The 22,461-nt window shown below is 46.5% G+C and carries 15 protein-coding genes; 9 read left to right on the top strand and 6 right to left on the bottom strand.

Annotated elements, in window-relative coordinates; all coding sequences use genetic code 11:
* Positions 1-58: 58 nt before the first annotated feature.
* Positions 59-6,715, bottom strand: coding sequence for a cadherin-like domain-containing protein (locus GV64_RS26075; RefSeq protein ID WP_020581079.1), 6,657 nt, complete (start codon positions 6,713-6,715; stop codon positions 59-61).
* A 352-nt stretch (positions 6,716-7,067) separates the two neighbouring features.
* Here GV64_RS26075 and GV64_RS05765 point away from each other — a divergent pair, with 352 nt between their 5' ends.
* Positions 7,068-7,589 carry a HugZ family pyridoxamine 5'-phosphate oxidase gene (locus tag GV64_RS05765; protein ID WP_020581080.1) on the top strand — a complete coding sequence of 174 codons (522 nt, stop codon included), beginning with the start codon at positions 7,068-7,070 and terminating at the stop codon, positions 7,587-7,589.
* A gap of 55 nt (positions 7,590-7,644) precedes the next feature.
* On the opposite strand, the gene GV64_RS05760 is transcribed toward GV64_RS05765, so the two are convergent.
* Positions 7,645-10,455, bottom strand: coding sequence for an ankyrin repeat domain-containing protein (locus GV64_RS05760; protein WP_020581081.1), 2,811 nt, complete (start codon positions 10,453-10,455; stop codon positions 7,645-7,647).
* Positions 10,456-10,645: 190 nt separating this feature from the next.
* Positions 10,646-12,022 (bottom strand): hypothetical protein, encoded by a 1,377-nt coding sequence (locus GV64_RS05755; protein WP_152553936.1) that lies wholly within the window; start codon positions 12,020-12,022, stop codon positions 10,646-10,648.
* Positions 12,023-12,285: 263 nt separating this feature from the next.
* Here GV64_RS05755 and ribD point away from each other — a divergent pair, with 263 nt between their 5' ends.
* Positions 12,286-13,431 (top strand): bifunctional diaminohydroxyphosphoribosylaminopyrimidine deaminase/5-amino-6-(5-phosphoribosylamino)uracil reductase RibD, encoded by a 1,146-nt coding sequence (ribD, locus tag GV64_RS05750; protein WP_020581084.1) that lies wholly within the window; start codon positions 12,286-12,288, stop codon positions 13,429-13,431.
* Positions 13,432-13,493: 62 nt separating this feature from the next.
* Here the strand turns inward: ribD and GV64_RS05745 are convergent, their stop codons facing one another.
* Positions 13,494-13,781, bottom strand: coding sequence for a hypothetical protein (locus GV64_RS05745; protein WP_020581085.1), 288 nt, complete (start codon positions 13,779-13,781; stop codon positions 13,494-13,496).
* 117 nt (positions 13,782-13,898) lie between these two features.
* Here GV64_RS05745 and ribBA point away from each other — a divergent pair, with 117 nt between their 5' ends.
* From ribBA to ribA, 7 genes are all read left to right on the top strand, one after another.
* Positions 13,899-15,017 (top strand): bifunctional 3,4-dihydroxy-2-butanone-4-phosphate synthase/GTP cyclohydrolase II, encoded by a 1,119-nt coding sequence (gene ribBA / locus GV64_RS05740; RefSeq protein WP_026258049.1) that lies wholly within the window; start codon positions 13,899-13,901, stop codon positions 15,015-15,017.
* 115 nt (positions 15,018-15,132) lie between these two features.
* Positions 15,133-15,324 carry a 6,7-dimethyl-8-ribityllumazine synthase gene (locus GV64_RS26180; RefSeq protein WP_081622037.1) on the top strand — a complete coding sequence of 64 codons (192 nt, stop codon included), beginning with the start codon at positions 15,133-15,135 and terminating at the stop codon, positions 15,322-15,324.
* A gap of 59 nt (positions 15,325-15,383) precedes the next feature.
* Complete coding sequence (gene nusB / locus GV64_RS05735; protein ID WP_020581087.1) at positions 15,384-15,869, top strand: transcription antitermination factor NusB; 486 nt, start codon at positions 15,384-15,386, stop codon at positions 15,867-15,869.
* A 340-nt stretch (positions 15,870-16,209) separates the two neighbouring features.
* Positions 16,210-17,211 carry a thiamine-phosphate kinase gene (thiL, locus tag GV64_RS05725; RefSeq protein WP_020581089.1) on the top strand — a complete coding sequence of 334 codons (1,002 nt, stop codon included), beginning with the start codon at positions 16,210-16,212 and terminating at the stop codon, positions 17,209-17,211.
* A gap of 22 nt (positions 17,212-17,233) precedes the next feature.
* Complete coding sequence (locus GV64_RS05720) at positions 17,234-17,707, top strand: phosphatidylglycerophosphatase A family protein (protein ID WP_020581090.1); 474 nt, start codon at positions 17,234-17,236, stop codon at positions 17,705-17,707.
* Positions 17,708-17,832: 125 nt separating this feature from the next.
* The gene (locus tag GV64_RS05715) at positions 17,833-18,465 is read left to right on the top strand and encodes a retropepsin-like aspartic protease family protein (protein ID WP_020581091.1); all 633 of its coding nucleotides are present in this window, start codon (positions 17,833-17,835) and stop codon (positions 18,463-18,465) included.
* Between the two features lie 114 nt (positions 18,466-18,579).
* Entirely contained in the window at positions 18,580-19,173 is a 594-nt protein-coding gene (ribA, locus tag GV64_RS05710; RefSeq protein WP_020581092.1) for a GTP cyclohydrolase II, read from the top strand.
* A 120-nt stretch (positions 19,174-19,293) separates the two neighbouring features.
* Here the strand turns inward: ribA and dxs are convergent, their stop codons facing one another.
* Positions 19,294-21,231 (bottom strand): 1-deoxy-D-xylulose-5-phosphate synthase, encoded by a 1,938-nt coding sequence (gene dxs / locus GV64_RS05705; RefSeq protein WP_020581093.1) that lies wholly within the window; start codon positions 21,229-21,231, stop codon positions 19,294-19,296.
* Between the two features lie 316 nt (positions 21,232-21,547).
* Positions 21,548-22,459, bottom strand: a complete 912-nt coding sequence (locus tag GV64_RS05700; protein ID WP_020581094.1) for a polyprenyl synthetase family protein — start codon at positions 22,457-22,459, stop codon at positions 21,548-21,550.
* Between the last annotated feature and the right edge of the window lie 2 nt (positions 22,460-22,461).

Raw genomic sequence — 22,461 nt, 5'->3', positions numbered from 1 at the left:
CCGCGAAAACTGGTTTAATTATTTCTCATTATTTTTATTTAATAAGTTTTACTATCAATCAAACCTGAAGGTTTCCATCATCAATCAGGTTATTAATAATTTCCATATTAGAGGTTCCACCGCCATACCCTGACAAATCGACGCCTTTAAGGGTAATTCTCTGGGTAACATCAGATGCATCAGACCTGACTTCCAGAACAGTGTCACTGTCTTCAAAGCTAAAGCTCAAATAGTTATCCAGAGGATCAGCTTCATCCAGTAAGTCCGCCAGATCCAGAACATCGCCACCCGGACCGGTCTGGAAGTCGGTAATTAAATCTTCTGCTGGCAGAGCAGCAGTACCAAGGTCAGATGATACCCACGAGTACGTATCTGAGCCTTCTCCCCCTGTCATGCGATCATCTCCAGCCCCTCCAAAGAGGAGGTCATCTCCGGCATTACCAATCAGCGTATCGTTGCCGAAACTGCCATTGATACTATTTGCCGCTGAAGATCCAAGTACAACATCAACACCCTCAGCCCCTGTAACAGAGCTACTGCCATTCTGGGTATTCAATGTCGCCACTGCAGTATTCGTAAGTTCGCCATCGGTGACAGTAAAACTGAATTCCGTTGAACCACTGAAGCTATCGTTGGGTTCAAACTCCCAGATCCCCTCTCCAGTATTGGTTAATGCACCATTAGAACCGGAGTATGTGACTTCCTGAACCGTCAGATTATCACCGTCATAATCTACCGAGTTTGCCAAAAGCTGCTCTGCGGTAATAACAAATACAGTACCTGTCAGTGATGAAGAGTTGTTAGTTGGCTGAGCAATAGGCTGCCCATTTAACAATGTATTTTGGTCATAAATACCATCGGAGAACTGAAACTGTTCAACGTCAGCGGTTAGTTGATCAGCGCCATCCCGGCCAACAACAGTATCGGTAACGATAAAGCCACCACCGACTCTTTCTTCAATGGTGTACTCATTTCTTGCACCACTGAAAACAGCGGTGTCATTACCAAAAGAACCGTTGATCTGATCATTACCGGCGCCACCGGTAATCGTGTCATCACCGTATTCACCATTTAACTGATCATTCCCCTCACCGCCATCAATCACATCATTACCAAAACCAGCAACAACAATATCAGCACCGGCACCGGCATTAATAACATTGTCTTCTCCATCACCCACCAGAATATTACTTACATCAGTACCATTGATAGTATTGCCTGAGCTGGCACTCTCTACTACCTGCCAGATCGTAACGTCCCCCGCAACCGGTGCATCTACAACAGGTAATACATAGACCGTCAATGAACTGGAAGAAACGGAAGTGCTTCCAGTGGATTCTGCTGATGTGGCGGAAACATCCACATTGAAATTGCCAAAATAATGCTCAGAAGGTGTGATAAGAAGACTATTAATATCCCAGGTACTGATATCAACAACCTGATCGCTGCTCGACAGCGTGACACTGTTTGCTCCATCACTGACCAGTGCACCTTCAGGTATACCTGATAAAGTGACTTCCAAAGTTTCTGAGCCATCGGTATCCACCAACTCAGCCCCCAGATCAACCTGAAATGCACCACCTTCATCAATGGTGACACTCGCATTATCACTCACTACCACATCAATCGTGCCCGAAGTCACATTGGTGCCATCGGTTATCTGATAACTGAATTGATCTGCACCAACAAAGCCATCTGCCGGTGTGTAACTGAAGGTGCCATCACCATTGTATGTAACTGAACCATTGACTCCGTTGGTAAAACCAGAAACCGAGAGCACCTCATTTGCAGGGTCTACCGCACCATCAAATACATTGTTGGTTGTCAGAACACCATCCTGAACCTGCATTTCAAACTGGTAGTCTTCAACGGAAGGAGCCCAATTGGAAGGGGACATTTCCAAGATAAAGTCTGTGTCAGCATTATTATTCAAAACACCGATACGACCATCATTCAATGGCTCACCAAAATCGTGTGAAACTTTAAGTTCACCCTCTGAGTAAAAATTAGCAACGGTCCCATCAACCCTGAGCTGAATAGGCACATACACATTTTTGGGAATCGTTGCGGGTATAGCAACAACATTGGAATGAACACCATCGATTATCTGTTCAATACTCCATTTTTGTGCACCGATTCTTGCCATCACAAACTTGTAGTTATTTTCATCCTGATAATCAAAAATAATCCCACCGTTATACCAGCCAGAGTCACTGGCATTGGTTTTAACCTGAGCATCAAGAGTGAACGATTCGGAAATAGTCCCCTCATAATTAATTAAAGTCACAGGGAAATTATTGCTACTACTGTCAGAGTCAATAGAGAGGCCGGTACCATTAATGACCCAGGGAAAATCATCGATTTCAATAGCATGTGGAGTACCATCGAAGACATCCGTTCTGAACTGAAACAAATCCACATTGTTGAAATTAATGGTCGCCGTATTTCCTGTGCCATCAACATCAATCGTTGCTGTCTTTGTTGAAAGGTCCAGTGTTACCTGATCCGATCTGAAGTTTCCTAAATCGACTGTGTTACTACCAGCGCCACCATTAAGGTTAATGACATCACCCGCCTGCAAATTTTCAAATTTAAAGGTATCATCATAAGCTGAGCCGGTGATCTCATTAACATCCCATACATTGCGAATTACACCACCACCCACTGACTGATAGTCACCAACGGTTGCATCAAAGACAACGCTTCCAGTGGCATTGGAGAAATCCGCATCGGTCACAGGCACAATCACTTCATCAACGCTCTGCGCCTTAATTAACAGTTTTGGTGCATCCGCAACAGCTGCAATCTCGATCGCGTAGTTTCCGCTGGTCTCATAGGTTCCATCAGTAACCGTGAAACTTAACTGGGCCGTTGTTCCACCCAGGTTATAACCCGGTCTGAACGTAAAGGTCCCATCCTGGTTGTTGATCACATCACCAGCACCATTGGTTACCTGCACACTGGACACACTGAGATCTGAGTACCCCCAGCCGGTAACAGTGCTCACCAAGTCAGCTTCAAGAATGGTTAAGCTGCTGTCTTCTGAGGTTGACGCTTCCAGGTCTGCAACCTGCAGTTCTGCGCCAGCATTGATATGAATGTTTTGAGAGACTGATGCCTCCCCTTCTGCTGAGGGCTCAGAAGAAGTTGCGGTTATGACGACATCCAACTGACCATTATGTCCCTCTGCCAGATCGATCTGCATGGTTTGCTGCAAAGCTGGGGTTGGAATGACAGCGGGTCCGTCATCACCCACCACCACAGCACCGGTATAAACCTGCTTGTTAACCTCACCCATATCAATGGTGTAGTTAAAGTCAGCAAAGTCTCTGTCACCACCACCGTAGAGATCTTCAAAACCATAGACAATGTCCCCATCATTGTTGATGGTTGTTTGAACATGAACAATGCCATCTTCATTGAGGTTGTAGCTGGAACTGCCATGGAAAACAGCATCTCCAAATTGACTTTGAATGACCGTTTCCGAGCCATCATTACCAACAAATACCAACTGTGGATCATTCGTCTGCATGGTGACGGGTGAACCGTCTGAGGACCTCAATTCAAAGGTACCATCCTGAAGCTGAGAAAAGTCGTTGTAGTTGTAGCCATTGGGAACAATAAACAGGTTGAAGCTCTCACCTTCTCCAACATTAAAGCTGAACGATTCCTGACCAGGAACCAAATCACCTCCACCACCCTGCTGAGAGGCATTTTCATAAACCAGATGAACGTCACCAATGGAACCATCAGCATTGACCATGTAATAGCCCGCAGCATTCTGAAAGCCAGCAGACTCCCCCTGAAACGTGACGGTTACTTCAGTTTCCGCATAGCTGGTCAAACCATTGCTCTGTTCCTCGAAAATAGCCTGACCATCGAAGTGTATAACTGACGACTCTGGCAACCCATCAACCGTCACGGTCACACTTTCAGAGTTGTCCTGATCCAGCGTTTCTGCGGCAATGTTAAGTTCAACACTGCCACCAGCTTCTGTGTAATAAGCCTGTCCCGCCATATCATTGCCATCACTGTCAGTGACTGACAGTATTGGTGCATCGGCAACAGCGGTAATCCCGAGAGAGAACACGACATCAATGTCAGATTCTCCATCGGACACGGTGTAACCAAATTCGGCATCCACACCACCAAGGTCCGGAGTGGGTGTAAAGGTATAGGTACCATCCTGGTTGTTCACCAACTCACCGGAACCATTGGTGACCTCAAGACCGGAAAGACTTAAATCCGGGTTACCATTTCCATAAACCGCACCGAACAAACTCGCTTCGGTAATGGTGTAGCTGCCATCTTCTTCGACCGTATCGCGCAACGTGGTTGCATGAAGCCGACCATTGAGATCCCGGACAATGGTCATATCATCCCCAAGGATGATAGAAACCGGAGAGCCTAGTGCAGATGCACCACCAAATTTGGCAATGGCCTGATCGTACGTGAATCGCCCCTGACCGGTTTGATCAAAGTACACAAACTGGTTATCAAAGTTGAAGTATTGATCCAGATCCACCAGTTCAAAGCCTTCAGGCACAAATGCGCTGATATCCAGAACGTCCCTTTGTTCACCACCCGAGGAAAAATCCCAAATAGTGTCAACTTCACCATCATCACTGAGGATAAATGTATCGCTGCCAGCCCCACCGGCAAGAAAGTCCTTTCCCAGGCCTCCTGCAATCACATCATCGCCCTGACCACCATCCAGGTAATCATTCCCCACACCGCCTTTTAGGGTGTCATCACCATATTTTCCATAGAGGCCAAGACGCTGCGCACTGTCACCTTCAAATTCCCCGGTATTTCTGTTGTAACCAGACTGCTCGGTATACCCGGAACCATCCAACACATCATCACTGAAACCACCAAAGGCCCTTTCTATTCCTCTGGCTTTCAAATCAAGATCGAGAGTGTCTCCGGTTGCGCCCTGAAGTCTGGCGGTATCGTATCCAGTTCCCCCTTCTACGGTTCCTGAAGCTAAATCCAGACCATCAACCGTTAGCTGATCGTTTCCTGCGCCACCATAGAGATGGTCTGCACTTTTTTCCTGCGACAGAGCATCGCCGTCCATAATGTCATCACCGGATTGCCCTCGGAGAATATCGCTTCCCTGCCCACCTCGCAGCAGGCCGCCATTCTCATCAGCAATAAACTCAGACAGCGCATCTTCACGGTTTAGTTCAATATTGGAACCATCTGCCAGCCTCAGAGTGATCAGGTTATCGATATCAACGCGTTCCCCCCAACGACCCAGCTCATTCGACTTATCAAACCTTGCTGCACCAGTGACATCTACATAAATACCAACGTCAGTTACCTTGACATAAGAGTGGATGTTCTCAGCTGTCGCCTCTAACGGCAGAATATGCTGCAAGTCAATCAGATCACGATGCCCCTCTATACTTGTGTAGTCGTATAAAAGGTCTGACCTTAAATCGTCATCGGTTGTGGTCTCCAGTTGAAGCACATATTCATCCTGTCCCGCACCACCAGTGACAAAGTTACGCCCTCGGCCTGCATCAATCAGGTCATTTCCGAGGCCACCATCCAGGTAAACGCCATCCGCATTACCCTGAAGCGTGTCACTGCCTGAACGACCATAGGTCCAGAGTTTATGATCAGCTACATCATCGTTTTTAGCCTGAGAGCTTTCAGCAACCTGAGTCGCATCCAGAATTTCGTCGCCATCATAACCATGGGCTTCTTCTACCTGCTGTTCATCCAGGCGGAAGTTAAACAGTTCTCCTTCACGGCTTCGGAGAAATGCAGTATTGGTATTACCATCTGGACCACTGTCAGGCTCAAAGCTGGAAGCTCTTGGGTTGTATTTATCAGTTCGGCTGGCTAAGGCCTCTGAACTCTGGAATGACTCTCCTTCCTCTAAGCGGACACCAGCCTGTGCAAACACATTGAAAACCACCTGGATATTATTGCCGATATCAACAATGATCTCGTTTCGGGAAAAAATACTTTCTTCAGTGAAACGGGCAACCAGGTTATCTTCACCGAAATCCCCAAGGCCTGACTCATCAATAAAAACACCATTTTCAGTGATTTTTAAAAAGGTGCTTAGGTTGCTGGCATCAACTCCTTCCGGAAGTAACTGACTAACATCCAACACATCTTTTTCAAAGCGCGTAGATTTGAAGTCCAGAAGTTCAACAGAGTCTGGATCATTCAGCACATATCGGTCAGCACCCGCTCCACCAATATACACATCATTACCAGCACCACCTTCAAGAACGTCATCACCTCTGGACCCATACAAGACATCTGCAGATGCAGAACCGACTAAAAAGTCCTGCTGAGCTGTTCCGGTAACTTCATTGAGTTCATTAAGATCAATATCTTCAATAGATAATTCATCAATCAGAGGGTCATTGGCTGTAACAGAGCGGTCGAAATGAATGACAGAAGTATCTGCAACCTGAACAGCAACCATGGCATTAAGCGCTGGGTTACCCGATGCAAACCGCGCAACTTGATTATCTGCGGAAAATTGCCCTGCACCAGAAGAATCTACAAAAATGCCAGATGAGCTGATTTTGACAAACTGCTTTAAATTGGAAGAGCTAACCCCACTTTCCGGCAAAAGCTGGCTAATATCCAACACATCCTGCTGAGAATCGTCAGAACGGAAATCAAGCGTTTGAATAACTTCAGGGTTATCAAGAGTATGGGTATTATTGTTATTCTCGGAATTCATGATTAAGTGTACTCCCTTACAGCTACCACTCACTACTAGAGCCAATTCCCAAGGACTCTACGATTTTGGTCTTATCTAATTAATGTTAGCCAATAGCGGATATCCTAGCGTGAAAAGCCTCATCTTCATGATTAATAAGAAATTTTATTGAGATAAAAGATGACTATCTATATATGTAGAAGTGTCAAAAACACTACACCTTTACTTATATCCTACGATCCCGGAGCAGATTCATGGTTTTTACTCCAGCTCCTGACCACCAAAGACACATCACTCACTAATGGAGAAGCATTAGAGTTCATGATGAGTTATAGTACGCCGCTAATGATGTTGATTCTCATTTAAGGTAATCATGAGCAAGAAAGTAGCAGTAATCGAAGGTGAAGAGCTTGTGGCCATTGCTGAGAGCTGTCAGAAGCTGGTCAATAGCCATAAAACGTTAACACTCTCAACCTTGTCACCGGATGGAAAGCCGGAAATCAGCTACACCCCGTATCTTCGCGGGGAAGATGGCACTTTTTATATATTCATCAGTGAGCTGGCGCATCACACCCCCAATCTTCAGGCCAACCCTCTCTGCTCAATCCTGTTTGCAGCCCCAGAGTCAGAAACTAAAAACCTGTTTGCCCGCGAGCGCGTCTTTTTCCACTGTCAGGCCGAAGAGCTGCCACGAGGAACCGAGAGATGTGATCACTGGCTGGACCTGATTCAGGAAAAGTTTGGTAATACCGTTGAAGTATTGCGTAACCTGCCAGACTTCCACCTCTTTGCCCTGAAGCCTCAGAATGGGCAATACACTGTTGGTTTTGGTAAAGCGTTTAAAATCAATGCAGATGGCTCATTCAGCCATATTGTTATCGATAAGAAAAAATAAATCCAAGTAAGACGAAGCGCCATACCTGGCGCTTTCAGTCTTTACCTAAGCTACTTCAGGATATATCAAAGCCTCCTCTTCTTGACCTTCTACCTGTTCGTGGTTGTGCAGATCTATTTTTTGGCCTTGAGGTTTTACTTGCTTCGAAACCACACTCTTTCAAAGCACCGATTATATTACAATATTCTTTTGTTCTATTTTTTTTAATAGCGATATCCAAGGGATTTAACCCTTCTATGTTCTTTCGATTTAATACACTACTCACTGTATTTGGCTGACAATATTTCAGAATAATTGATACGATATCATCCCGACCAATTTCAACCGCAGTATGCAATATCGAATTACCCGAATAATCAACTTTATCTGTTGATGCACCATTAACTAAAAGTAGCTCGACCATTTCCGGATAACCATATGACACTGAGATATCCAGTGCCACCGCTCCATCATCAGAATCAAGGGAAGCACCACCCTTAACAAGAAATTCAGCTACTTTAAAATGCTTTTTACATATTGCTACTTTGATAAGTGAGGCAGGAATAGTGCCTAATCCCCCCCCCTTCCTTTTACTTAACAAAAATTTAACCAGTGATAAATTCCCAACATCTACGGCTTTTTCGAAATTATCATAACTAAGAACAGCTCCTCTATTTAGCAACAAATCGACGATATCCAATTTTTGACTTTTTATTGCACCTTCTATTGCGCACTGAAGAGGATGTTTTTCATCCGACCTGGATTGATTAGGGCTTGAGCCTTTGTCTAGCAGAAATTCTACTAAACTTAGCGAACCTGTTTCTATTGCAGCAATCAAAGGAGGCTCTCCCTCAGGATTAATGGTTGCCCCATACTCAAACAGTTTTTGAATAGTATTAAAGTTCTGAGCACTGGCGGCATGATAAAGCGCTGATTTACCGGACGGAGCCAAGTTTATTTCCCCTTTGGGCAAATACTTCAATAAAACAGAGAGCATCTCACCATACAGATCTCCATTTGGATGGGTAATTACCATTTTCAATAAGTCAGACCGAGAAGATGGCCAACCGCATTTAGCCAGAAGACTATCAACAATATCATGCGCACCTTTACTGATAGCGATTCCAATAAGCTCTTCCGAGTCAGGATGACCAAATCTGTCAGGCATACCTAATTGGATCAACACTCTGGCTGCATTCATAGAATCAATTTCAAGTGCTTCTTTCAACAGGCTATTATCTCTAATGATTCCAGCAGGAAGAAATTTGAACTCTCCGGAGGTAATCCACCTGAGAGTTTCCAAATTATTCCCTTCAATTGCAGAAATCAGCAGATCCCGACGAAAGTCTCTAGTCCCCTCTCGAGGCCGGTGAACCAGCCGCCGCCTACCACCAGGTCGAGTACCTGCTTTCTGTCCCCGGAGCATTTCCCAATATTCCCGATTTTTATCCCGATTCGCACCGGCATCCATCAGTGTCTTAACAACGTCTACTCCAGCACCGCTATTCAGAGCCATCATTAAAAATGGCTCCCCTTGATCAGGCTCTTTATCTAAAGACCTTCCAGGTAAAAAAGATTGGACACTTTCTAAATTATCTGCACAAATCGCTAATTCAAGAGCTATTCGTGCCTTATTCCCCAGAGACCATGAAGTGACATGACTTCCATGTTTTTTCAATATATCCTTCAGCTTCTGATCCTGTTCCTGTTCCTCGCCGTCATCCGACTGCTGATCAATCCGTTGTATACTAAACGGAACAGGGGTTAAGTCATCTGTTTCAACCACACTTCCAGATAAGCAATGATGTAACTTTTTGGCTAGCATTTTTAAAGATTGATGTTCATTTCGTTTTGCCTGAAGAAAATATAACCTGGCATTCTGATTAAAAACAGTGATAGCTTCATCAGCAATATCAATAGATAAGGCATGCTCATCTATTAGCAGAAGATATGTTCCCGTAGACAAGCAACCTAATATTCCTTCAAGACCATCAGGAGTTACCGTCATCACCCACTCCCGGGTTGCTTGAAAAGGAGGTTGATCGGCAGGAGCATCCTTCATAACCCATGGGTGCAGGACTGTAGATGCTTTAACCCCATCCGGGCTTTTTAGTGATGTTCTCAGGAATGTTTTGTCTGGCACCTGATAGACGCTCAAACTATTCAGCCTTGCCAGAATTTGCATATATTTAAAAGAATCAGGATGATCCTTTGCAAATAAATCAAAGAAAAGCGATTTCCCTTCAGGAACCGGCTGACCAGCTTTAAGTGAAACATATTCCCTGTAATCATTAAAAGAATGATTAATAGGCTCAACCAGACTATTGTAGACTGTTCCACGATAAAGCCAACCAACCGTAGAAGACCGACTTAATAATTGCAGAGCTTCTGCAAACTCTTTCTGAGCACCGGTGAGAACTGACTGAATATGACTAAAGGCCAGTGCATAACAGATACCCTCTTTAGCATCAAGAAGATTAAGATCTTCGAAATCCTTATGCTTTGCCAAGTCCGTCAAATTTTCAACCAACCGCTCAAACTCATTTTCACTCTGATCATAATCACAGCTACATTGTTCTATTTCTCTAATCCAAGCATCTATTTCCTGATCATTTCTATCATTCTGAACGTTAGCTTTTCTATCTAAAAGCTCAAGCTTTCGGTGCTTTAAACGGTTCAAAACAATTTCAGTATCGTCAGGAATATCAGCTACAGAGACCTCCCTGTCACTAAGTTTTCTATCTGGCAACTCTGGAGAGTTCGACGTTTCTTTTAAAGATGAAACAGAGGTTGATGGCCCAGCAGCAATGCTACCCTGGCATGGTAATCCAACTTGACCAAAATCAGGTATATAACAGTGATAGCCTCTACTAATGCAACCATCCATAGTAATCCCTTAAAAGCACTCAGTCCATTTACAATTATAGGCAACGAATGATTGCTCTTAATAAGATCAGAAAACCGGTGTAATAACCGGCTAACATCTTGAAATTCAAGAATTAGCCATCCTATCCAATAAATAACTATCAGCTATTACGAACCTGCAAAAACTTCATGAGACTAGTTCTCATTAATTGCTATCCACCTTCTTCTTCATCTAAAACAGGTGCGTGATCATGTAAGCTTGAGATTTTCTCAGATGGCCCAATTTTGAATAAGAGCACCCTTTGCCTGTTACCGTCAAACATTCCAATGAGAGCCTCAGCAAAGCGAAAAACATCCTCCCGATTATTAAACTCAACGGGTATTGCAACCATAGAAGGATGCTGACTGATTGATCCAAAGGGTGAAAGATAGACCAATGTGTTAGTCATAATGCCATCATCATCTACTACCGGGCGAACTTCCATTCCCAAGAAAATATAGTATTTTTTATTACCAACAACTGTTATCAAGTATTGAAAGTAATCATTCATTAGGTCTGCTGTTGACTGATAGTCATCATAATCACTGAACTCCAGCATCCGCCACCCATCTTCTGAAACCAATGTATCTTCAAAGATTTCATCTACCAAATTTGTTTGAGGTCTTAACAGCGTCATACTTAATCCAAGATCTTGATGAATTAAGGTGGCAACCACACCTCTTGCTGATCGGTGGCTTGATTTAAATCGGGATCTTATATTGGGTTTTCTGATTCTTTCATAAAGGTTCTGAACTTTCAGAATATGATGACAAGTTCTTTGTTCGCGATCGTTTAACTGTTCGATATTACGGCAAGGATCCAAGCGTGGATAAACATGTCGCATAAGCGCCACATTATCACGCTTATGATCCACAACAAATTGCACCAGAGAATTAGTAGAAGCTTTATTTACACTTCCTACATTAGTACACATTCTCAAACGTCCATTATACCTGGCAATCTTGTTCACCAAAGAATTTGCGGGTGCACTTTTAAAAGCTATGCGATTTCGGTAATAGGCTATGTCAGCAATATTCACCGTCTGTGCTCTGGTCAAATATTTCCAGGCAAACAATGCAGGGAAGATCAAGCCTGCCTTAAACTGTGCAGCTGTCGATGCTGCGACAGCAATACCATAGATACTCTGATAGGCTGAGCCAAGAAAATCCACCAGAAAACCCGGTGTGGCCGAGTCAGGAGTGACACGGTCAGGCCTTAAATAGTTACCAACAGAGATACCCACATCCCATAGGGCAAACCCTGCAAGAGGTACAAGCAAATTGTATGCGATACCATGCTGATAATATGCCAACAGCAGCCCAGGAGCATGAGAGGCCACCCTGGACAGGACATCTAACATTAGGCGGTTGAACTGCTTGGGGCTCTCCTGATTCTGCATATATACCCCCACCGGAGTTTTTTCAATGTAGGGGCACATTTGGGCAATTGTGCTGTCTACAGAGTCAGGCACGCTGGCTTTTGTACTTATCGGAAATGTTGTGAGTAAAAAGGCGGGTAACAACCACAACAACAATCTGCGACTGATCATGATGCTGGCCTATGTCCGGTTGGTGCACGGCTAATCTTAGTCGACAAATTAATTCATGAGGGCTCAATTACTCTATTGATGTACCAATCAAAATGTTCAAAAAAAATGGCAGAAGGTATTATTAAACAACTGACATATTTGCTGTCTAAAAGACGATGGTAAGATGAAAGTCGATAATCAATAAATTAGGCGTTTATTTTTAACAGCTCCAGACACAAAAGTGTCTTTTTCCAGAAGGTCAAGGCACTTCCACTGAGGTTCAAATGACTCCAGAAGCGATAGACAACTACTATATGGCCCGAGCAATAGAGCTGGCTCGCTCAGGCTGGTATACGACCATGCCTAATCCGAGAGTAGGTTGCGTAATAGTAGACGTCAATAGTCATATTATTGGTAAAGGCTGGCATGAACGAGCTGGAGAACCTCATGCTGAAGTACATGCACTGCGTATGGCTGGAACCAGAGCAAAAGGGGCTACCGCGTATGTAACACTGGAACCCTGCAGCCACTTTGGCAGGACACCGCCCTGTGCAGAGGCCCTCAAAGCCGCAGGTGTTGCAAGGGTTGTTGCTGCAGTAAAGGATGTGAACCCAGCGGTAGCCGGTAAAGGTATGGCCATTCTTCAGGAAGCGGGGGTTGAAACCCGATCAGGTGTTCTTGAAGAAGAGGCCAAAGCTCTGAATGAAGGCTTTTTCAAACGAATGTCTTCAGGCCTTCCGCTTGTCAGGGCAAAACTTGCCATGAGCCTGGATGGCCGGACGGCCATGGCCAGCGGTGAATCCCAATGGATTACCGGGCCTGCGGCACGCAGTGAAGTACAAAAGCTCAGGGCACAGAGCTGCGCAATTATCACTGGCGTGGGCTCTATCCTAAAAGATAACGCTTCACTGACGGTTCGCCCCGGCGAACTGGGCCTGGCCAATGCAGAAGACATCTGTAAGCGCCAGCCATTAAGAGTTGTACTGGATTCAACCCTCAAAACACCCATTGGTGCAAAAGTGATTTCAGGCTTGGGACAATGCCTGATCGTTACAACCTCACAACATAGCCCCGAGAAAAAAGCACAGCTTGAGCAAGCGGGTGCAGAAGTATTGATATTAGAGAATACTGATAACAATACTGATGACAAAGTAGACCTTAAGGCAGTACTGAAAGAGCTGGGAAGAAGGGAGTGTAATGAAGTACTTCTGGAAACCGGAGCTCAACTGGCTGGCAGTATGATTTCTGAAAACCTGATAGATGAGCTCATTGTTTTCATGGCACCAGTTCTGATGGGATCAGAAGCAAGGCCACTGTTTAATTTACCTCTGCACAGCATGTCTGAAAAAAAAGAACTAATTATCAAAGATATCCGGGCTGTGGGTGATGACTGGAAAATCACTGCCCGACCAATATCACAAGCATCTTGATTGAACCAATCAATAAAGTACGTTTCTCACAACCGGGTACCAAAGCCTGCTGCGATCAGGCTTTATTCCATCTTTGCCGCAAGTTTATGGTTACACTTTTGAGGGCCAATTAAGCGCTCCCCCAGCGTTTTTCCTAAAGCCCCCCAAAGCACACTACCGATAGATGTCCAAAACACGCCATCTCCCCAAGTCAGATAACATCCCATAGCAGCTGCTGCAACGCAGCACGATCTCCCCATCCGGGTTTTCCAGGTGGCCCTCACCTCTCTCATATGAACACAAACATCATGATCACAGACATCATAGCCCTGAGCATTCATACCAGCCGGCTGTTGATCTACTTTATCCATAGCTCTCCCATAAACAGCTTTTAACCATCGTTTAAAAGAGTAGAATAGCCGTCAGAAAACTATTTGCTTATTGCTGATAAAAATCGCGCCGGAAACACCGGTTATCAGAGGGACATTATGCAGCTGAACTCCATCGAAGAACTTCTAGAGGACATTCGCCTCGGTAAGCCTGTCATACTGATGGATGATGAAGACCGTGAGAACGAAGGTGATTTAATCATCGCTGCGGAAAAAATCACCCCGGAAATTGTTAATTTCATGACCCGTGAGGCAAGGGGGCTTCTGTGCCTGACACTGACCGGTGATCGTTGCGACTTCCTTGGTCTGCCTCAAATGGTCGGAGCTTCTGACAACCAGTCCGGATATGGCACACCATTTACCGTATCCATTGAGGCTGCAGAAGGTGTTACCACCGGTATTTCTGCTCAGGATCGAGCCAAGACCATTTTAACCGCTGTGGACCCGCTTTCCCGCCCGGAAGACATTGTACAGCCAGGCCATATTTTCCCTCTGCGTGCCAGACCTGGTGGCGTTCTCAGCCGTGCCGGTCATACAGAGGCTGGCTGTGATCTTTCTCGCTTGGCCGGGCTTACACCTGCGGCGGCCATCATTGAAATCATGAATGAAGACGGTTCAATGGCTCGCCGCCCCGACCTGGAAGCTTTTGCTGAAAAGCATGACCTGAAGATTGGAACCATTGCAGACCTGATTCATTACCGTATTCTTCATGAGAAAACGGTGGATAAAATTGAGCAGCGGGTGATCAATACTGACTTTGGGCAGTTTGATCTGTCGGTTTATCAGGACAGTATCAGCGACTGTAAACATCTCGCGCTGAGTAAAGGCTATATCACACCAGACTCTCCAACACTGGTTCGAGTCCACGCCATGGAGCCATTCCGTGATCTTCTGGCCGCTCATAGTGAAGGGGGACGTACAAGCTGGTCTCTTCACAAAGCAATGGCCAAAGTAGCTGAAGAAGGGGCTGGGGTTGTGGTACTGCTGGATTCCGGCAGTCATCAGGATCTGGGCATGGCACTAGAGCGCTTTATCGATAACAATGATCGCTCTTCATCTGACGGCATGTCCCGAGCCTATCAGGCGATTGGTACTGGATCACAGATTTTACGGGATCTGGGTGTCGGCAAAATGCGCCTGCTGAGCTCCCCTATTCGATTTGCAGCCCTTTCCGGATTTGACCTTGAAGTCGTAGAATACCTGCCATTCGGAGAGTAAATTCTCTGGCAGACAGACATATCCAAGACCCTAATGGATATAAATCAGGATGGGCGATAAGTGATCATATAAACTGATCAAATATCGCCCATCTCTATATTAATGCGATAATTACATTTTCAACCCTGTTCCGTGTGGTACACCGCACTTTTACTTCGTTGCTAACGAATGTGTTAAAAGGCTGTCTCAGGTTAATCTGGAATATGAAATTCCAGTCGCTTTTGGTGTTCTGACTGAGGATGCCTTTGAACAGGCGATTGAGTCTGCGGGTATCCAAAACGGGCAACAAGGGCGAAGAGGCTGCTAGCAGTCTCTGCTGTGGTATCCCTGTTAAAAAACTGGAGGCTTGAGGTGAGCACCTCGCCAATGAACAACCCACAAGTTAAAACCTCTCAAAAAAAGAGTGCCGATCGGCTCAGTCCGTCGGCTCGTAGAAGAGCCAGACAGCTGGCTCTTCAGGCCCTCTATCAGTGGCAGATTGCCAAGTCACCGCTGATTCAGATTGAAGCACAGTTTCGTACTGACAATGATTTCAGCAAAGTGGATGAGGGCTATTTCAGCGCTATTGTTCATGGTGTTCCAAATCAGGCAACTCAGCTGGACGAAGCGATGTCAGCAGTGCTTGATCGCCCATTGACCCAGCTGGATCCTGTCGAGCTGGCCGCATTGCGCATTGGTTGCTTTGAGCTGATCAACCGGAAGGATGTCCCTTACCGCGTCGTCATCAATGAAGCCATTGAACTGGTCAAACGCTTTGGTGCCCAAGATTCACACCGCTACATCAATGGCATCCTCGACAAGTTGGCTCCGCGCCTGCGCGCAGAGGAAGTCAAAGCCTATCGCAAAAAGTAGGCACGCTCTTCATCCCTGTTTGAAGCTGGGTATGGTAAGGGTCTGCTGACGTTTCGTTGCGAAGCTCAGTGGCCCAGAAAAGCGCCATATGCACGAAAGACTTGCGCAGCCCGTAGTTATTCTACGTCAAGCAAGTCTAACAAAGCAGATGGCGTTTTTCTGGGCCACCCGAAGGGCGTATCAGGGCGCCCCTATGACGTTGTTACAGCATTTGAAAGGCAACCAGCCTTCCTGCAATGCCGCGCCTAGTCTTAGGGGCGCCCTGATACGCTGAGCACACAACGAAACGCCAACAGACCCTAGCACTTAATAAAACGACTTGATCATTTAATGGGGATTTATGGACGTCGGTGAAGCTGTTGGTGAAATAGATGAGTTCGAGCTGATAAAACGCTATTTTGCTCGACCTGAAATCTCACAGATTCAAGGACAATACACCGACGGACTTATCGGCATTGGGGATGACTGTGCGCTGTTCGATATCCCTGCGGATATGCAACTGGCTCAATCATTGGATACGCTGGTTGAAGGTGTTCACTTTCCCAAAGAGTGCGACCCCTTTGCCTTGGGTTATCGGGCCCTGGCCGTTAACCTCAGTGATCTGGCCGCGATGGGCGCAGAGCCTCACAGTTTTACCCTTGGCCTGACTCTGCCCAGGGTTTCTGAACTTTGGCTCAAAGAATTTTCTGAAGGGCTTGCCCAGCTTGCCCAGCAAGTTAAAGCACCGTTAATTGGTGGAGATACCACCAGAGGCCCTCTCACTCTTTCTCTTCAGGTACAAGGGCTTGTCCCTAAAGGTAAGGCTCTGTTACGCAGTGGAGCCAGCCCCGGGGACTTGATCTGTGTTACCGGCACGCTGGGAGATGCTGCTGGCGCACTGTCCTCAGTACTTCAGGGCGACACCCCGAAAACCTGCGGCGATGACCACCTTAAATATCTGCTTAATCGGTACTGGTATCCATCCCCCCGTCTTTTCGCCGGACAATGGTTGCGCCAGATGGGTGCCACTGCGGCTTTGGATATCTCAGATGGATTACTTGGTGATCTCAGGCATATTCTCAAAGCCAGCCACGTAGGCGCAGAAATCGCTCCAGAATTGATACCAAGATCTTCATCCCTGATGCAGCAATATGATCAGAAAACCGCTTTGAAATTAGCTTTGACCGGTGGCGATGACTATGAACTCTGCTTTACCATTCCCCGAGCACTTGCCCAAAAGCTTCCCTCAACACTGGCAGATGGCTGTCATATCACCTGTATTGGCCAGATCAATGATGAGCCAGGCATAATCAGAGACTCTCAAGGCAACCTGCTAACCGAAAAAGCCTACACTCACTTCTGACTTCCAAAAGATCATCGTATTCATGACACCAAAAGATACCTGCTGGAAAAACCCGGTTCACTTCCTAGCTTTTGGCTGCGGAAGCGGTCTGGCCCCCAAAGCCCCGGGCACATTTGGCACAATAGCCGCCGTTCTTTTTTACCTGTTACTGCAGGGGCTGACTTTATGGGTCTATCTTGGAGTGCTGGTTGTCGCAACACTGATCGGCTTCTGGCTATGTGACCGCACGGCAAAAGATCTGGGAGTTCACGATCATCCCGCCATTGTATGGGATGAGTTCTGTGGGTTCTGGCTTACCATGATTGCTGCTCCGGCAGGCTGGCAATGGATTTTACTGGGCTTTGGGCTTTTCAGGCTTTTTGATATATGGAAACCATGGCCTATTGGCTGGCTTGATAAAAAGGTTCACGGGGGCATTGGTATTATGGTTGATGACCTGGTAGCCGGTGTCTTCGCTTTTGTTTCGCTACAAGCCATTTATCATGTAATAGCGTGATAACCAGCCCCCCAAAGCGATGGGGATATTCGCTTAATATTGCAAAACCGTAAAACAGAGGTCACAGCCAGGCTCAAGCCTCTGTTATCATTAAGTGCAGTAACCATAAAAAAAATGAACACAGAATGAGACTGCCAACACTCCTTTTTGCACTGATATTTGCTACTCATAGCTATGCCAGCAATGTCCAGGTTGTCGGGCTTTTTTCCGGTAAAGCACTGGTAATGATTAATGGCCAACGGCATTTACTGTCTGCAAATGGAAAGCCAGTAGCAGGAGTAAAACTGCTAAAAGCGTCCAGCAACAGTGCAACCCTTGAAATCAATGGCAAAACCCGTACTTTTCAGCTCAGTCGAGACATGAACGGCGGTATTCAAGAACCAGAAAAAGCCACAATCAGCATCACCCGCAATAATCAGGGTCAGTATATTACCCGAGGCATGATTAACAACCAGTCCATTGATGTTCTTGTGGATACCGGAGCGAATGTGCTGGCTATCAATTCAATAGATGCCAAGCGCCTCGGGATCAATTACCAAGCAGGTAAACCCGTCCAAGTGGAAACAGCCAGCGATCTTGTTAACGGATACCATGTAACGCTAAAAAGCGTTTCTATTGGCAGTATTCGGGTAAACCATGTAGAAGCAACGGTTATCGAAGGTTCCTACCCTGATATCGTGCTACTGGGGATGAGCTTCCTGAAACACGTCAAATTGTCTGAACATCGTGGAGTCATGCAGATTGAATCTGTATTTTAGTCTATTGACCCAGATCAGCCTGTAGTTCTCTCTATCTTTCTGCCTTATTACCATACTCGCTAGAAGCTTCGCAGACTGGTACAATCCAGTCACGAATTACTTAAGGAGCAGTGAGTGTCTGTTAGTTTTGTTGCAGAGTCTCGCTTACCCACGCCCTATGGCGAATTCATCATGTATGGCTTCGAAGACAGTGGTACGGGCAAGGAGCATCTGGCATTAACCATGGGGGATGTCAGCCAGGGGGAACCGGTGCTTGCCAGAGTTCATTCCGAGTGTCTGACTGGTGATGCACTTTTCAGCATGCGTTGTGACTGCGGGCCTCAGCTTCAGGCCGCTCTTGAGCGTATTGCCGAGGAAGGCCACGGCGTCCTGCTTTATCTACGACAGGAAGGCCGGGGTATTGGCCTGCTGAACAAGGTTCGTGCTTACCATCTTCAGGATAGTGGTATGGACACGGTTCAGGCGAATGAAGAGCTGGGCTTTGAACCAGATATGCGCAAGTATGATATGTGCAAAACCATGCTGGACCATCTTGGTGTTTCCAGCCTCAAACTGATGACAAACAACCCACGTAAGGTCGAGGCCCTGACAAGTCTTGGCATTCAGGTTGCGGAACGAATTCCACATCAGACAGGCCAGAATCCACATAACGAACGTTATCTGGCAACCAAAGTCTGGAAGCTTGGTCACATGTACAACATGGCTTGAGAAAAAAGATAACAAAAACGGGAGCCATCAGGCTCCCGTTTTTTTATGCCGTTTTCCCTACAGGGAGCGATGATAAAAAGCTTTTGCTCTTCACTCAGCGCCCTCTGCAGGAAAAAGAAATTATCCCAATGCAGACGTAGCAGTCGCTTTTTTGCCAAGACTGAATGACTTCAGCTCAATCCGTTCCATACGGTCACGCACTGAGCTAATAATACCCATCTTATCCAGACCACACTGAGCCAGCTGTTCCTTATGGCTAGCGGCTTCAATGTAGTGATCGGGAATACCGAGATTCAAGACTGGCACATTGATTTCCTGCCTCTGCAGGTATTCCATAACACCAGAACCCGCTCCACCAGCAATACACCCTTCTTCAATAGTCACCAGTAGTTCATGGCTGGCTGCCAGTTCCCTTACCAGGGCTTCATCCAGGGGCTTAACAAATCGCATATTAGCAACAGTAGCGTCCAGAGACTCAGCAGCCTCCAGGGCATTACCCAACAATGTACCAAAGACCAGAAGAGCGATCCGGTTCCCCTTCCGGCGAATTTCACCCTTGCCAATGGGGAGAGGTTCAAGGTCTGTAGAAATCTTAACACCCGGCCCAGTACCCCGGGGATAACGAACCGATGCAGGCCCATTATGAAGATAACCAGTCGATAACAACTGTCGTGTTTCATTCTCATCGCCCGGAGTCATCACAACCATCCCCGGAACACAGCGTAGATAAGCTATATCGTAACAACCGCCATGAGTAGGACCATCTTCACCCACCATTCCTGCACGGTCGATGGCAAACAGCACATCCATTTTCTGCACAGCCACATCATGAATTAATTGATCGTAAGCACGCTGCAAAAAGGTAGAGTAAATAGCAACGACAGGTTTAAGGCCTTCACAAGCCATTCCTGCCGCAAGCGTTACCGAGTGCTGCTCAGCAATGGCTGCGTCAAAATAGCGCTCAGGAAAATGATCAGCAAAACGAATCAGATCAGAACCTTCTTTCATTGCGGGAGTGATACCCAGCAAGCGCTCATCTGCTGCAGCCATGTCGTACAGCCACTGACCAAAAACATTGGCGTATTTAGGCTTTTTAGGCGCCACGATTTTCGGCAACTGCTTTGCCTTTGGCTCCAGCTTGGTAATCGCGTGATAACCGATAGGGTCTTGCTCGGCTGGGTTAAACCCCTTCCCTTTCTGGGTAACCACATGCAGAAACTGAGGGCCTTCCAGGTCTCTCATGTTTTTCAATGTATGAACCAGCATGGGAAGGTCATGCCCATCAATGGGGCCAATGTAGTTAAAACCCATTTCTTCAAACAGTGTTCCGGGAATTACCATACCCTTGACGTGTTCTTCTGTCCGCCTCGCCAGCTCCCAGGCATGAGGAATGACATTCAAGACTTTTTTACTGCCCTCACGAATATGGTGATAGGTTCGGCTGGACAACACTTTGGCAAGGTAATTCGATAGGCCACCCACACTTCTGGAAATGGACATATCATTATCATTCAAAATAACCAGCATGTTGGCTTTCACATCTGCAGCATGGTTCATCGCTTCATAAGCCATACCTGCAGTCATGGAACCATCACCAATAACAGCAACAGCTCGTCGCTTTTCACCTTTTGCCCGTGCAGCAATCGCCATTCCCAGGGCAGCACTGATTGAAGTACTTGAGTGTCCGACACCAAACGTATCGTATTCACTCTCATCTCTTTTCGGAAAGGCAGCCAGACCGTCTTTCTGGCGCAGAGAGGACATTCGCTCCCGCCGGCCTGTCAGGATTTTATGAGGATAAGCTTGATGGCCAACATCCCAGACCAACCGATCTTCGGGTGTATTGAACATATAGTGCAGTGCAATGGTCAGCTCAACCACACCGAGCCCGGCACCAAAATGCCCCCCCGTCTGACCAACGGAATACAACAGAAACTCCCGCAGTTCCCGAGCTAGCTGTGGTAGCTGGGACTCATCAAGTGCGCGAAGTTGTTCCGGGTTATTTACCTGATCCAGAAGAGGGGTCTCAGGCAGTGTCTTGGGTATCTCGTGAAACATGTGCTCGTAATAACGTCTGGGCTAATCTGCCGGCTGGCATTGTACACCCAACCTGATGTGAATAGCATCGCACAATCTCATTGTGCAGCCTAGCCCATTACTTCTCGTTAAATTGACTAAGGGACAGGTTGGCCCCTGAAGAAACCAACGGCGATTTTAGGTTCTATTGACCTAGGAACCTGTTGGACTTACTACTGACCTACTGCGGAAAAGCCGGATTTGGCCATTTTTTATACTGCTTTTTGTTGAATAGCAGTATAAAAACTGTCTCAAACCGGACTTTTTCTCGCTATAGTCGGCAAAGTACAACAGGCTCCTAGTAGCTTCTTCTAACAATGTAATCGGCAATCTGGCGAAGATAATCAGCGGTATGATCAAACCCTGAAAGGGCACTGATAGCCGTATGATGAAGCTCTTCTGCATAGGCTCTGGCCTGATCAAGCCCCATTAAAGAAACATAGGTTGGTTTATCCAGAGCTATATCGGCCCCCTGATTTTTACCCAACGTCTGAGTATCAGCTACGACGTCCAGAATATCATCACGAACCTGAAAGGCGAGACCAATCGCTCTGGCATAGTGATCAAGGGATTTCAGTTCATCTTCAATCACAGCGCTTGCACATAAGGCGCCCATACGAACACTTGCACGTATCAAAGCACCGGTTTTATGAGAGTGCATCAACTCAAGCTGCTGCTGATTTAAGACGCTGCCTGTGGCGCACTGATCCATCGCCTGACCACCAGCCATACCAGTCAACCCAGAAGCCTGACTCAGCGCTGTTACAAGCTGCAGCCGGACACCATCAGTAAGCTCTGACTCCGGACATAACCGGGCATTACCCAGGACTTCAAAAGCCAGGCTCTGAAGGGTATCCCCAACCAGTATTGCTGTCGCTTCGTCATATGCCCGGTGACAGGTTGGCTTCCCCCTGCGTAGATCATCATCATCCATGGCAGGAAGATCATCATGAACCAGAGAGTATGCGTGAATCAGCTCAACAGCACAGGCAGCAGGACTCGCCTGTGTAATGGAGCCACCCAATGCATGGCAGGCTGCATAGGCCAGAATTGGCCGGATTCGTTTCCCCCCGTTGAATACGCTGTATCGCATCGCTTCCAGCAATCGTGGGCTGACATTACTTTCCTCAGGCAGAACCGCGGACAGAGAATGATCAACTTCTATACGACATTGCTCAATAAATTCTGAAAGAGGCTCTGAGCTTGCCATCT

Origin of the sequence: Endozoicomonas elysicola (assembly GCF_000710775.1) — a bacterium.
Taxonomy (GTDB): Bacteria; Pseudomonadota; Gammaproteobacteria; order Pseudomonadales; family Endozoicomonadaceae; genus Endozoicomonas; species Endozoicomonas elysicola.
This window is presented reverse-complemented; position numbering and strand designations above follow the sequence as displayed.